Here is a 13,093-nt window from a genome sequence, read left to right as displayed (position 1 = left end):
GGATCGGAGAGCGATGCGCTCCTCACCTCGATGTGCCCGAGGCCCGCGATGATCCCGGCGGTAGCGACGGCCGCCGGGCCCGCACCGGTCATGCGTCCGAGTGCGCACCCGGCCACGTCGGCCGGCACCGCCGGGCTGAGCTTCCCCGACCTCCTGCGCCACCACCGACTGCGGTCCGGGCTGACGCAGCGGGCGCTCTCCGACCTCTCCACCGTGAGCCCTCGCACCATCCGCGACCTGGAAGCCGGCCGCGCCAACGCCCGGGCACTGACGCTCCTGTTGCTGGCCAACGGCCTGCGGCTGGAGGGCACCGTCCGGGAGGCCTTCCTCCAGGCCGGGCACCACCGCCGCAGCACGGCCCGGCTCGAGGTCGTCGCCGAAACCCGCCCGGCCTCGGTCGACGCCGTCCTCGGCCGCGACGACGAGATCCGCGCCATCGCCGAGCTGCTCACCTCCGGCCGCCGGCGCATGGTGTCGCTGTCCGGCCTGCCCGGCGTGGGCAAGACCCGGGTGGCGGCCGAGGTGGCCGCCTGGATGAACGGGCGTCACCGCTGGCCGGTGCTGTGGGAGGACGCCGGCCCGCGCACCTTCGGCCGGCACGACACGGCCCGCATCCGCCAGATCGTCGGATCGCAGGCGGCCCTGCTCGTGCTCGACGGCATCGCCAACGGCGACGACTGCACCCCGGCGGTGGCCGGCCTGCTCGGCGCCTGTCCCGAACTGCGCGTCATCACCACCTCGCACCAGCCCTGGCAGCTCGCCGGCATTCAGACGACGGTGCTCGCGCCGTTGCCGACACCCGAGCCGTCGAACGATCTGGCGGAGATCACCGCGCTGCCGTCGGTGCGGCTGCTGGTCGACCGGCTGTCCGAGGTCCGCACCGGCTTCACCCTCACCGCGGACGACGCCGCGGCCACCGCCGAACTCTGCCGCCGGCTGGACGGCCTGCCGCTCGCCCTGGAGGCGGTCGCCTGCCGTGGACGGGTCCTGGGCGTGCGGCAGCTCGCGCAGATGTCCGTGTGGGATCTGCTGGGACTTACCGTGCCGGCGCGCACCGAGCAGCAGGCCGCCGCCCGCCACGGCACGGACGGCCCACGGTCGCAGACGATCGGAGGGCTCCTTCGCGCCTGCTGCGACGCGCTGACCGCCGAGCAGGAGAGTCTGTTGCACGCCCTGGCAACCGACGATCGTTCGTGGACCGTGGCGCAGGTGGTCACGTCGCTGGGCCAGCCGTGGGAGAGGGTGATCGATGTTCTGGACGTGCTCATCGGGCGCGGCCTGGTGCGGGCCACGCCGGGCAACACGGGCACAGAGCTACGGGTCCCCCAGCTGGTACGCGCCCTGCTGCACCCTGCCGGCCGTGACGACGTCCACTGACCGGCTACGCGGGCACGCACCCGGCGTCGATGGCGTACAGGTCCAGCCGCTGACGGATGTTGTCGCGCAGCGGCGGGCAGGGCGACTGGCCCTCACGCCACAACTTCGGGCAGGCACCGCCGCAGAGCGGCAGGATCGCGCACGATCGACACGGGGTCTCGCCCGCCTCGACCGTGTCGTACCAGTCGTCGAAGGCACCGGCCGGGCGCAGTTCGTCCGGCCCATGCTCGGCGAGCCGGCCGAGATGAGCGTCGGAGACGCCGGGAACCAACGGCTGCTCCGTGCAGCTGTACAACCGGCCGTCGGGCGCCACGACCTCACTATGCCGGGTGGTCGCGACGCAGACCACGTCCTTGCGGGCGGTCGGCAGAAGCGCCGACCGCAGACCAAACTTTCGGTACGCGCGCAGCCACGCCATCTCCGTCGCGGCCATCTCCCGACGCGCGAGAGCCACGTCGGTGACGTCGTTACCCCAGGCGTGCACGGGAGCCGGATAGCAGTGCACCCGGTCATGCGCCAACCCGGCATCGGCCAGGGCCGCCGAGAACGGCTCGGCCAGACCGGCGTTGTGCACCCCCACGTTCGTCCGGATGACGAACTGCAGGCCGTCCACCTCGGCATCGTCGAGGGCGGCCGCGATCACCGCCGTGATGCGCGCGAAGGAGCCGCCACCGCTCTTGAGCGGGCGGCTCGCGTCGTGCACCTCGGCCGGGCCATCCAAAGTGACCTCGATCGTGCCGACGCGCGCCCGGTGCAGCGCCCGCAGCTTGCGCGCGTCCAGCAACGCGCCGTTGGTGACCACCTTCGCGGCATAACGGACGCCGGCGGCGTCGGCGCTGGCGATGAACCGGTCGGACAGATCACGCAGGACGGCGAAGGCCATCAACGGCTCGCCGCCGAACCACCGCACCGTCAACGCGTCGTACCGTCCGGAATTCGCGGCTCGGTCGAACCGGGCCGCGAGGACTTCGCGATGGGAGCCGGACACGGTCACCCGCTCATGGGTCTGCCCGCAGTACCCGCACCCCATGTTGCAGTACGCGCTGGGCATGACCACGAAGTTGCGGATCCGGGCGTCCCGGGACGCCGCCCGGCCGGCCGCGATGATCGCCGCCGGCTCGTCCGCGTCCTCGGCGACGAGCAGACCCGCGTCGGCGAGGAGGCGATCGTGGTCGGCTCCGGCAGTCTCGCTCGGCGGTTCGCCGGCGAGGCGTCCGGCGGTGTCCGGGTCGGCCAGAAACACCCGAGCCGTCGCGGCGTGCAATACGGGCCGGACCACGCGCCCGGTCGGGTGCCGGAACACGGTGTCACCGACGATGGCGTACCTGCTTGGCCGCGACGGCGTCATGGGAATCAGTGGGCGCTCGGCTAGTTGACGTGGCAGCCGCCGTTGACCTGCTCGTTGCCCGCGACCTCGCTAACGGACCGGGTGATTTCCTCGAGCCACGCACCGGCGTGCTGGGTGACCAGGTGGGCCGTGGCGGAGAGGTGCGTAGTGAGCTGGTCGGCAACCTCGATGGCCTGCGGCAGCACGGAATCGAACAGCATGAATCCCCCCGGATCCCCTAAAGATAGACCAGCTCGATTGGCTGGCGCTCAAGTGTCGCTAGACGCCCTACCTCCGTCAAGTGTTTGACTTTTCTACGGCGTCTTACTTCCCTCGACTTGCAGTACGATTCCGACAAAGCCGCGCCTTTTGAAGAGGACCCAACTGATGGTGGCAACGCGCGTCGTCGACGACGTCGAGACACTGAAGGCGCTCGCCGACCCGGCGCGGCTGGCGATCCTCGAGCTGATGATGAACGACCACGATCGACGTTGGACGGCCAAGGAACTCGCCGGCGCGATCGGCATGCCTCCCAAGAAGATCTACTACCACCTGGGCCAGCTCGAGCAACGTGGACTCCTCGAGATCCGGGCGACCGGAGTCGTCAACGGCATCATCGAGAAGCAGTACGGCGCGGCCCAGGAGGCCATCACGTTCCAACGCGGCACCGAGCCGGCGGACGTGCCGGCCACCACCCCGGTCGAGGCCACCCACGAGATGGGCGAGGTCGTCAACACCCTCTTCGACGAGGTACGCGGCAACCTCCTCACCGGACTGCACGACGGCACCGCGGTGATGGACCGCAACGCGCCCGACGCCAAACGGGCCCTGGTCAGCTACTCCACCGCCCGCATGGCGCCCGGGCGGGCCGGCGAGTTCCGCCAGGCGCTCCTGGACCTGGTCGACCGATTCAGCGCCGCCACCACGCCGGGCGAACCGACCTTCGAGCTCCTGGTCGCCATCCATCCCCGCAGCTCCGCCGAACCATCCGACGAGAAGACTGCTAGTTGATCGGCCACCGTTCGCGGCTGGGCTGCGCGCCGATGGTCGGCAGCGCCCGGGTCGGCAGGTTGATCGGATGCCGGGAGCTCTGCGCGGGAACCGGCCGCGGGCGGTCCTGCTCGGAGATGTGAGCCGTGGCCGCGCCCGTGCGCACCATCCGGTGCCAGCGCAACCGCCCGCCGAGCAGCGCCATCACGGTCGACTGGATCACCACCAGATACATCAGCTGCCGGTAGACGATCTGCTGCAGCGGCAGGCTCCAGAGCGGAGTCCAGCGTTCGCCGTCGAGATGCAGGGCGTACGCGGCCGTGGCCGCGCTCACCGCGGTGAAGCCCGTCCAGGTGGCGATGACCGTGGTCGGTTCCAGGAAGAACACGCCGTACACGGCGTAGACGTCCACCATCGGCGCGGTGAGCGGCAGCAGGACCTGGAAGAGCAGCAGATAGCCGAGGCCGCGCCGGCCGAGGCGACCGGCGGCGCCACGCTCGCGCAGCGCGTGGCGGTGCTTCCACATCGCCTGCATAGTGCCGTAGCACCAGCGGTAGCGCTGACGCCACAGCTGGCGCAGCGAGGCGGGAGCCTCGGTCCAGGCGACGGCGGAGGGTTCGTAGACGACCCGCCAGCCCGCCCGGAGCACCGCCATGGTGAAGTCGGTGTCCTCGGCCAGGGTCTGCGCCGACACCCCGTCGACGTCGTCGATGGCCGCACGCCGGAAGGCCCCGATCGCGCCCGGAACGGTCGGCATGCACTCGGCGACGTCGAACATGCGCCGGTCGAGGTTGAAGCCGATCACGTATTCGAGGTGCTGCCAGCGGCCGAGCAGACCACCGCGGTTCGCCACCTTGGTGTTGCCCGAGACGGCGCCCACCCGGCTGTCGCGCAGCGGCTGCACGAGGCGGCCGACCGCGTCGGGCTCGAAGACGGTGTCGCCGTCGACCAGGACGAGGATGTCGTGCTGGGCGTACGCGATGCCGTGGTTGAGGGCCGCGGGCTTGCCGGCGTTTCGCTGGCGCAGGACGTAGACGCCGAGCAGGCCGAGGCGCTCGACGATGTCGGCGGTGCCGTCGGTGGAACCGTCGTCGACCACGATGACCTCGACGGCCGGGTAGTCGCTGCGGACCAGCGACAGCACGGTGGCCGCGATGTTGGCGGCCTCGTTGTAGGCGGGCACGATCACCGAGACTCCTCCGACGTACTCCAGCGGGCGCCGGTCGCGACGCAGCCGGCGCAGGTGCACGCGGGCGCTGACGATCTGGGCCAGCAGCCGCAGCCCGGCGAGCACTACAGCGATGAGCATGAGCACGGTGAGGAGATCGGCGAGCCATCCGCCGGCGATCTGTGCGGCACGGAGCGCGTGCCCCCGCCACTGCTGTCCGGCGTCCGCCGACGGCATCGCGGACAGGCCGAGGCCCTCCGAGACGGTGATGAAGCGGTAGCCCTTCGCTTGCATTGCCGGGATCAGGAGGTCGAGGGCCGCCACGGTCTGGGCGCGGTCGCCACCGGAGTCGTGCATCATCACGACCGCGCCGGCCCTGCCCTGGGGCCGGGCTGCCGCGGCGATGGCGTCGGCGCCGGGGCGGCGCCAGTCGCCGGTGTCCAGATCGGTGAGAACGAGTAGATAGCCGGCCTCGGCGGCGCGCCGGTGGGCGCGGTGTTCGGCGGCGGTCACGGCGGCCGGTTTCGAGGAGTACGGCGGGCGCAGCAGCACCGGCCGGCGCCCGGTGGCGGCGGCGACCGCGTTGGCGGTCAGGGTGAGCTCGGCGTCGAGCCGCCAGTCCGGCAGCACGGCGACGTCGGCGTGGGTGAAGGTGTGCGAGCCGATCTCGTGGCCCTCGGCGAGCGCCCGGCGCGCGAGCTCGGGATGCTTGTTGACCTGCGAACCGACCTGGAAGAACGTGGCGTGCGCCCGGTGCCGGGCCAGCACGTCGAGGATGCGCGGCGTCCAGCGCGGGTCCGGGCCGTCGTCGAAGGTCAGGGCGATGGTCTTGGCGGGCATCCCGCGGCTGCTGACGGCGGTGCTGGGGCCGAGCCGTTGGACGGCCGCGCCGCCGGTGGCGGCGGCCGGCGCCGGGGCGCGATCGGGCGCGGGCGCCGGACCGTCGCCTTCGCTGCCCACGTGCCTCACGTGCCCGTTGAGGCTCAGCTCCGCGAGCAGCACCCCCATGGTCAGGAGAAGCAGAACCCAGTGGGCCCGGGGTTCCCGCCGCAGCACGCGCTTGCCCATGTCAGTGCTTCTTCCCCGGTCGCGCCGACGGGGTGTGGGTCGGAATCCGCCGATGGCTGTTCCCCGGCGGTGCCGCCACGGCGGAGGTGCTGGTCGACGCGCCCAACGTGGGCCGGGTGGTGGCGCCGGCGTCGCTCTGGTCGTCCGGGGGCGCCGCCGGCGTGGTGACGCGGGGGCGAAGACCCGCGGATGGCGTCGGCGACGGCGCGGCCGGTGGGGGTGTCGTATCCCCGCGCAGCCGTTCCGTGCCGGATTCGGCCCAGCCCGGCAGCGTCGCCGGTGCGACGCCGGTGAACCCGGCGACCAGCGCGAGAACGGCGAGCACGAGAACGAGAGCGCCCGCCGAGCCGGCGAGCGCGACGACGCGGCGGCGACGGCCGCTGCGGTCGACGAAGACCGGCTCAGTCATCTTTCGGTCCGGGGGGACGGGTCCTGTCCTGGCCATGGCCCTTGCCATTGCCGGGTGTGGCGGTCGGCTTGCCGGTGTGGTCCGGCTTGCGATCGGGGTCGGCCCCCGGCGCCGGTGTGGTGGTCGGCGTGCCGAGCAGGGCCACGCAGAAGTCGGTGACGCGATCCTCGCCGCCGGCCGCGGCGATCAGGGCCTGGCGGGATTTGCCCTTCATCGGCTTGCCGTGCGGTTCCTGCTGGGCTGCCCAGGCCTGACATAGCCCGCGTACGTTCGGGGCCTCCGACGGCGGCCCGCCGGGAGCCTTCGGGGACGGCGGAGCAGAGGGCGCGGGATGCGCGGTCGTGGGCCCCGCGGTCGAGGGACGGACGGTCGTGGGTCGTTCGGACGTGGTCTCGGGCGCCGGCGCGGGGACGCCCACGGCCGAGAACAAACGATGGGCGTGGTGCTGTGCCCCGGCGGGGAGATGCCCAGTCTCCGCCGCCAGGGCGACACCGCCGCCCGCCAGGACAGCCACTCCGGCCGCCACCTTCATTGTGACCGCCCTGGCGGACAGTGATATGCGTACACGGCGTTTTCCTCTCGGCAGGCCGGTCGTTGCAGCGTCCCGATACGCCGCCACGAACGCGGCTACCGCGGCTCGTTCGCCGGCCAGCTCCTGGGGGGAGGGGGGAGCCTTCGCGGCGTCGAGCAGCGCAGCCAGCCCACGGTGTTCGGCGCCGGCAGGGTTGCCGGCCATCAGCCGGTCAGCCTCCGCCGGACCAAGCCGGGAAGTAAGCCGTTTACGCATCGCACTACGAAGAGCGCGCCAGCCTCGCATCGCGTTACACCTCCCTCGTGTGAAAGAAGTCACCCTCGTCGCCGCGCGCCCGCACCCGGGGATCCGCGGCAAGTTTTCGCAGGCCACGCAGCGTGGCCACGCGGACAGCGCCGGACCGCTTGCCGAGCACCCGGGCCGTGGTCGCGACGTCGAGCCCGGCCACGACCCGCAGCATGACGGCCTCTGCCTGGTCCGGCGGCAGCCCGGAGATGAGCCCGATCGCCCACTCGGTGCCGGAGTGCTCCAGGGCCTGGGCGGCGGCGTCACCCGCGTGGCCGACGTCGTCAGCGATGGACTCGACCGGATCTTCCCGCTGCCGCCCGGACCGCCGCCGCTCGTCGATGCCGCGGTGCCGGGCGATCCGGAACAGCCAGCCCCGGAAGGCGGCCCCGTCCCCGGTGAAGCGATGCAGATCCCGGGCGGCCTGCAGCCAGGTCTCGGACGCCACGTCCTCGGCGGCGTCGCCGACCACGACCCTCAAGTAACGCAGGACGGCAGGCTGCAGCGAGCGCCAGAGCGCCGTGAAACCCGCTTCGTCGCCGGCACCCGCCGCCTTCACCGCCGCGGTCAGTTCGTCGTCATCCCACACGCTTGCTCCGTCGACCCCTCACCCCGGCGCCGCGATTCCGGCCCGGACAAGGCCAGCACGGTACACACCAGCATCGGCGTGGCGTCGCACGATACGTCCCGCGGGTCGGGACTTTCCGATCAGTTCCCGGTGCTGATCATGCGCTCCCAGCTCGCGTCGTCGCGCTGGAAGACGCGGTCCTTCACCTGGGCGGGACGCACACCCCGCGCGACCCGGCGCTGCCAGTCCTCGGCGAACCGCTCCGCGCCGACCACGTGCAACCTCACCGCGTCGAGGCGCCCGGCGGCTCGCGCGCCGCGATATCCCTCGGCGGTGCCGCTCAGCGCGGCGTCCAGCGCGGCGGTCAGCGCCTCGACCTCCGTGTCTCCCCAGCCGGCTCCTCCGCTGGCGAACGCGGCCAGGGCGAATTCGTATCGAGTGCCCGCGCCGGGCCGCACGACCGGACGGCAGGTCGCGTTGACGACCTCCAGGCCGGTGCGGTCCAGGGCGGTGCGTAGGGCGCGGACGACGTGCGACTCGCGGAGGCGCTCGCCGGCCACGTCGCTGAGGTTGCGCCGTCCGGCGTACTCGACGCGGGGAACGCCGGCCACCCGGTCGACGACGCGCACCACGTCGCCGACGGCGTACCGGCAGAGCCCGCCGACGTGGGTGAAGACGACGTGGTATTCCTCGCCCTCGGTGAGGTCCTCCATGAGCAGGGTCGCGCTGTCCGGGCGCAACTCCTCGTCGGCGGGCACGAACTCGTACAGGGCGGCCGGAACGACCAGGGAACCGGCCGTCGCGTGCCGGTCCAGCGCCACGGCGACCGGCCCCTCGGACGCGGCGACCGGCGCCGGCAGGACCGTCACCCGCGTACCGAAGCTCTCCCGGAGCCGAGGCAGGTAGAGCGACGCCAACCCCGTCGTCCAGCAGAAGATGAGCTCCAGATTGGGCCAGACGTGCGCCGGCAGCAGCGTCCCGTAGTACCCGGCCAGCCGCTCCAGTTCCGCGGCGCGCTCGCGGTTGGCGCAGCCGTGCGGCTTCCCGTCGACCGTGCCGTCGTGGAGATCTTTGACGATCCGCGGCAGCCACTCGGCGAGCTGGTACGGCAGGGCCGCCACCATGGCGGGGTTGATGCCGATGACGCAGCGCAGATCGGCCTCGACGGCGAGCCGGAGCCGGGCGTAGGACCGGTCCAGGTGGTCCTCGGTCCAGACGGTGGCGGGCAGCGCGGACCAGGGCGCCCGGGTGCCGGGCTCGGCCGCCAGGTGCTCTCCGAAGGCGGCGCCGAAATCGACCTGGCTGGCTCCCGCGTGTGGCCGACCCGAGGCGGTGGCGGCGAGGCGGGGAACCGGGTCGTGTTTGAGGTTGAGGGTGGTGTCGTCGCGTTCCAGCACCCGCGGGAAATGTTCGGCGAAGTTGGCCCAGGCCGCGTAGTAGAAGGGAAAGAAGCTGCGCCGCATGAAACTGCGGGTGATCGGGATCTTCTTGTTGTCGCCCGTACTGCCGCTGCTCATGAAGAACACGACAGGATCGTCTGCCGTGAGCACGCGCGGTTCGCCATCGGCCGCCCGGTCGATCCACGGCGCCAGCGCCTCGTAGTCACGGATCGGCACAGCGGCGCGGAAGGCGTCCACGTCGCGGATGCCGGCGAAGCCGTGCTCCCCGCCGAAGGCCGTGGCGGCGTTCTCGGTGAGCACGTCGGCCAGAGCGCGCCGCTGATGGGAGACGGCGTCCCCGAGCGCGGCGCGCAGCGCATCGCGTTCGGCGACGGTCCTATGCCGGTACTGGGCGACCCTTGCCGCGATCTCCGGATCGATGGCCATGATCACTCCTCACGATTTCCTCGATCTGACGGGCGATGTCGTCGACGTCGGCAGCGGCGCCGATCACGCTGGTCGGCACGTCCCGGACCTCCGCGAGCATCAGCCGGCGGAGATCGATCTGGAACCTGACGAACGCCTCCCGGCTCGGCTGGTCGCCGTAGTGCTCGAAGCGGTTGACGGCGGCGCCGTTGCCCGAGCGCCGCCAGGCGACGCCGGCGTCGGTCTCCAGGTAGATGACGCCTCGCGGTGCCGGGAACGAACGCCACCAGGCGAAGATCTGCTCGTTGGCCAACCCGGCCAGGCGGCATTTGGCCAGGATCTTGTAGTAGTACGAATCCACCAGTACCGGGCGGGCCACGCTGCCGGCCAGCGCCTGATCGCGCAGGAACACCACCGCGGTCTGCGCGATGCTCAGGGCGAAGTCGGTGGAATAGCGGCGACCCGCTTCCCGCAATGCTTCGAAGAACTCCCCGCGCAGCCGGGAGACCGATGGGTAACCGTCGTCAAGGAATTCGTCGTCATAGGAGGCCACTTGCCAATTGGTACGGCGCGCCAATGCGGACAAGACCGAAGACTTGCCCGCATAGTCGGCCCCGAGGAGCACCCAGAACTCTCCGGGCATGAACACCTCCGCGTACGATCGAAATCGGCTCAGAGTAACCAGATCGACACGTGGAAGGTCCTGATAAGACGGTCACCTGACATACAAGCAGGTGTATGCCCGCAAGCAAGCAGGATCGGCAGTGTCCCGATGCACCCGGATCCTCGCCGCGGTCCGCAGGTCCGCGTCCGTCAGCTCCGGCACATGGTCGATGACGAGCGGATCATCCGCCCGGAGCAGCCCGTCGAGGACCGCCTCGGCCAGGGTGTGGTTGAGGTGGACCAGATAGGAAGCGGTGGTCAGACCGGCGGTCGCCAGGCGCAGCCGGCAGGATCGCGGTCCCGCCTTGCCGTCCGCACAGGCCGGGATGAGCATCCGCGTGGGAGCCTGGAGATTGCCTGCCGGGAAGGCCTTGAGCAACCGGCGCAACCCGGTGTAATCCGAGGATGGCGCGGGCCCGTACCAGGCGATCGACTCGTCCGGGGCGAGGTACGCCGGCGGAAAGCGACCCCGCAGATTCGCCGGATTGCCCGCCAGGAACGCGGTACGGGTCAACGCGGCCAGCCAATCCGCGCCCTGCTCGACGCTCACGTTCGCCGCGAAGCGCAACGCTGACTCCGCGAACGTCGTGATTTCGAATCGCCGGAGCACGGCGACAGCGGTGCAGTCCCGCTCCGGCTCCGTCACCGACTCGAGCCTGGCGGCATCGATGCCGGCTCGGGTCAGCCGTTCCCGCAGAACGGCGGCGAGATAATCCTGGGTCGCCATCAGCAGAACACCGCCCGGGCCAGATCCCGCACCGGCGGATTGCCGCGGCGGCCCAGCAACGCCGAGGTGAGCCGGTAAGGGTCGGCGTATTCGAGGCTGCCCATGCTGCGGCGCAGGACCCGGTCCACGCCGACCGGGTCGCAAGGACGGTCGGCGGCGAGCAGCCGCCCGGCCCGGACGACCGACTGGCGCAGCAGATCCTTACGAAACGACTGCTGGACGCCGCGGCCCAACACCGCGATGAAATACAACCGCAGCCCCAGCCGGATCGCGTCGGTGTCACCGGCGTCCCGCACGGCGTCCAGCAGATCGGCGACGGTGTGGCCACTCCAGCCCCCGTAGCGGCTGGACCGGACGGTGCCGTTGATCGGGACGCGCTCCACCACCTCCCGGGAGACGACGCCTCCCACCACCTCGAGAACCTTGGACAGCAGCACGTAGTCCTCGTGCAACTCGCGGTCGTACAGCAGGACGACCCGGTCGTAGGACTGCGCCAGCGGCAGCAGATCCCGCAGGGTGCAGGCAAGGTAGTTCGGCTGCCCCTCAGCCGACACGATTTTTCGCAGCGGAATCCCGAAGCGCGTGGCGTCGAGATAGACCGGACCGCCGTCGTCCCGCAGATCCAGGCACAGCCCGTGTGCGGTGAGCAGGCTCAGGACCCCGGCCAACCCCAGGCCGGGCGGCGCGACGGCGGTCAACCCCGGATCGTGCAGCCCCAGGGCCTCGTAGTGGCCGGCCCAGATCCGCAGCATCCTGGCACTCGCCGGATGCACCCATCCGGTCGCCTCCACCCTTTCCGCGTAAGGGCGCAGCACGTCGTAGGACGGCGGCTCGGCGCGTGCCTGAAACCGTACGTAGTGCTCACCGATCGCCTCCTCGGTGAGCGATTCGGGATCCACACGTTCGGCATCCATGTACGCCCAAAAGCCCAGCGTCTGCGCCGTGACGTTGTAGGTGGTGACGCTGTACCGATAGTCGACGTCGGCGACCAGGGCGGTCGCCCGGTACAGCACATCGACCCAGAGCAGCCCCTTGACGTGGCTGGGCGTCAACGGCTTGGTGGGCGTCACGGTGACCGGCGCGATGAGCACCCGAGGCCTTGTCATGTCGCTCTTCCTCTCCCCCGTACGGAAAGAGCGAACGACGCGTGAGGCCCTTCTGTCCACTCCCGACCGGCGAAATTGTGCTCACGGGCGCACTCACGCACCGTGGCGGAACCCTTGACTTTCCGGGATCATCGGCGAAGAGGTGTCGACGTGACAGGAGTACCGCAGATGACGGATCAGGCAGCACGACCGCAAGTGTCCCGCCCTGTCTTGATTGCGGCCTTGGTGATGGCTTTGCTCGTCGGACTGGTGTTGGGCGCGGGCGGACTGGGTGCTGTCTGGGCGTACAGCGCCAACGGATATCTGGGCGATACGGCCCAAGCGGATGCGGCAGCCTCGTGCAACGCTCTGGCCCTCGTCGGGACGATCGACGAAGACTTCGACAAGGCGACCATGCTCCGCATGAACGGAGCCCACGTGCTCGCGCAGGCAGCCGTGGAGAAGGACAAGTACTACCAGTCGCTGCTCAAGGCGACCGAGGACGCGGAGTACGCCCGCGCAACCGGGGATGTCGCGGTCTTCAACACCGCCGTCGCCAAGGCCAAGGACCTCTGCGCAGACCTCTAGCCGGCCACGATCTTGATCGTGGCCTCGCCGGTCACGTTTTCGCCACCGCCCCTGCGGGTGTGGCTCACGCTGTAGTTGCCGGGCGTGGCGTCTCGGGGAATCTGAATCTCGATGACCGGCGGGGTGCCCGCCGAGCCCGACACCTTGACCGGCGGGGCGGTGAGCCGCAGGCTCACCGATGAATCGCTCGAACCGGTCGGGCCGACGATCCGTGCGGTCAGCTCCGTCGACCCCGCGCTCGGCTGCCGCTCCTTTTCCTCGGCGACCCAGTGCAGACTCACCGTCTCCCCCGGCCGGTACGCCTTGTCCAGGTCCTCCTTCTTACAGCAGGAATAGACCAACACCTTGCTGGAAGACGCGTCGTCGCCACATGCCGTCGCCATGAGCGGACTCAGGAGCGACAAGCCGACCGCCAGATGACCGAGCCTCATCCTGCAAGTGTGAAGTGCGGAGGGATGACCCGACGGCACATTCCGCCTTAATCACGCACTTCCTACCCCT

The 13,093-nt window shown here is 70.9% G+C and carries 14 protein-coding genes; 3 read left to right on the top strand and 11 right to left on the bottom strand.

Annotated features, from left to right (window positions below; all coding sequences use genetic code 11):
* Nucleotides 1–90 precede the first annotated feature (90 nt).
* Nucleotides 91–1,377, top strand: coding sequence for a helix-turn-helix domain-containing protein (locus AB0M36_RS35730; RefSeq protein ID WP_364166841.1), 1,287 nt, complete (start codon nt 91–93; stop codon nt 1,375–1,377).
* Nucleotides 1,378–1,381: 4 nt separating this feature from the next.
* Here the strand turns inward: AB0M36_RS35730 and AB0M36_RS35725 are convergent, their stop codons facing one another.
* Nucleotides 1,382–2,725: a radical SAM protein gene (locus tag AB0M36_RS35725; RefSeq protein WP_364166839.1), complete on the bottom strand. Its 1,344-nt coding sequence runs from the start codon at nt 2,723–2,725 to the stop codon at nt 1,382–1,384.
* 20 nt (nt 2,726–2,745) lie between these two features.
* On the bottom strand, nt 2,746–2,925 hold the full coding sequence (locus tag AB0M36_RS35720; RefSeq protein WP_364166837.1) for a hypothetical protein: 180 nt from the start codon (nt 2,923–2,925) through the stop codon (nt 2,746–2,748).
* 166 nt (nt 2,926–3,091) lie between these two features.
* On the opposite strand from AB0M36_RS35720, the gene AB0M36_RS35715 reads away from it, so the two are divergent.
* The gene (locus AB0M36_RS35715; protein WP_364166835.1) at nt 3,092–3,715 is read left to right on the top strand and encodes a winged helix-turn-helix domain-containing protein; all 624 of its coding nucleotides are present in this window, start codon (nt 3,092–3,094) and stop codon (nt 3,713–3,715) included.
* Here the strand turns inward: AB0M36_RS35715 and AB0M36_RS35710 are convergent.
* The 8 genes from AB0M36_RS35710 to AB0M36_RS35675 all read right to left on the bottom strand — a co-directional run bounded on the left by AB0M36_RS35710 (nt 3,708) and on the right by AB0M36_RS35675 (nt 12,025).
* A complete protein-coding gene (locus AB0M36_RS35710) occupies nt 3,708–5,930 on the bottom strand; it encodes a bifunctional polysaccharide deacetylase/glycosyltransferase family 2 protein (RefSeq protein ID WP_364166833.1) in 2,223 nt (740 codons plus the stop codon). The two genes, AB0M36_RS35715 and AB0M36_RS35710, sit on opposite strands and share 8 nt — an antisense overlap.
* A 1-nt stretch (nt 5,931) precedes the next feature.
* Nucleotides 5,932–6,339, bottom strand: a complete 408-nt coding sequence (locus AB0M36_RS35705) for a hypothetical protein (protein ID WP_364166831.1) — start codon at nt 6,337–6,339, stop codon at nt 5,932–5,934.
* Nucleotides 6,332–6,853 carry a hypothetical protein gene (locus tag AB0M36_RS35700; protein ID WP_364166829.1) on the bottom strand — a complete coding sequence of 174 codons (522 nt, stop codon included), beginning with the start codon at nt 6,851–6,853 and terminating at the stop codon, nt 6,332–6,334. Before AB0M36_RS35700 ends, AB0M36_RS35705 begins: the two co-directional genes overlap by 8 nt.
* A gap of 307 nt (nt 6,854–7,160) precedes the next feature.
* Nucleotides 7,161–7,745 (bottom strand): RNA polymerase sigma factor, encoded by a 585-nt coding sequence (locus AB0M36_RS35695; protein ID WP_364166827.1) that lies wholly within the window; start codon nt 7,743–7,745, stop codon nt 7,161–7,163.
* 119 nt (nt 7,746–7,864) lie between these two features.
* Nucleotides 7,865–9,550, bottom strand: coding sequence for a GH3 auxin-responsive promoter family protein (locus AB0M36_RS35690; RefSeq protein WP_364166825.1), 1,686 nt, complete (start codon nt 9,548–9,550; stop codon nt 7,865–7,867).
* The gene (locus AB0M36_RS35685) at nt 9,501–10,172 is read right to left on the bottom strand and encodes a hypothetical protein (protein ID WP_364166822.1); all 672 of its coding nucleotides are present in this window, start codon (nt 10,170–10,172) and stop codon (nt 9,501–9,503) included. Before AB0M36_RS35685 ends, AB0M36_RS35690 begins: the two co-directional genes overlap by 50 nt.
* A 72-nt stretch (nt 10,173–10,244) precedes the next feature.
* Entirely contained in the window at nt 10,245–10,919 is a 675-nt protein-coding gene (locus AB0M36_RS35680) for a DUF6182 family protein (RefSeq protein WP_364166820.1), read from the bottom strand.
* Complete coding sequence (locus AB0M36_RS35675) at nt 10,919–12,025, bottom strand: hypothetical protein (protein WP_364166818.1); 1,107 nt, start codon at nt 12,023–12,025, stop codon at nt 10,919–10,921. The genes AB0M36_RS35680 and AB0M36_RS35675 overlap by 1 nt, the downstream gene beginning before the upstream one ends.
* Nucleotides 12,026–12,253: 228 nt before the next feature.
* Here AB0M36_RS35675 and AB0M36_RS35670 point away from each other — a divergent pair, with 228 nt between their 5' ends.
* Nucleotides 12,254–12,592, top strand: a complete 339-nt coding sequence (locus AB0M36_RS35670) for a hypothetical protein (RefSeq protein ID WP_364166816.1) — start codon at nt 12,254–12,256, stop codon at nt 12,590–12,592.
* Here the strand turns inward: AB0M36_RS35670 and AB0M36_RS35665 are convergent.
* On the bottom strand, nt 12,589–13,023 hold the full coding sequence (locus AB0M36_RS35665; protein ID WP_364166814.1) for a hypothetical protein: 435 nt from the start codon (nt 13,021–13,023) through the stop codon (nt 12,589–12,591). The two genes, AB0M36_RS35670 and AB0M36_RS35665, sit on opposite strands and share 4 nt — an antisense overlap.
* Nucleotides 13,024–13,093: the final 70 nt, after the last annotated feature.

Origin of the sequence: Actinoplanes sp. NPDC051346, assembly GCF_040682215.1 — a bacterium.
Classification (GTDB): domain Bacteria; phylum Actinomycetota; class Actinomycetes; order Mycobacteriales; family Micromonosporaceae; genus Actinoplanes.
Note: the sequence above shows the minus strand (reverse complement) of the source record. Positions and strands in the feature narration are given on the sequence as shown.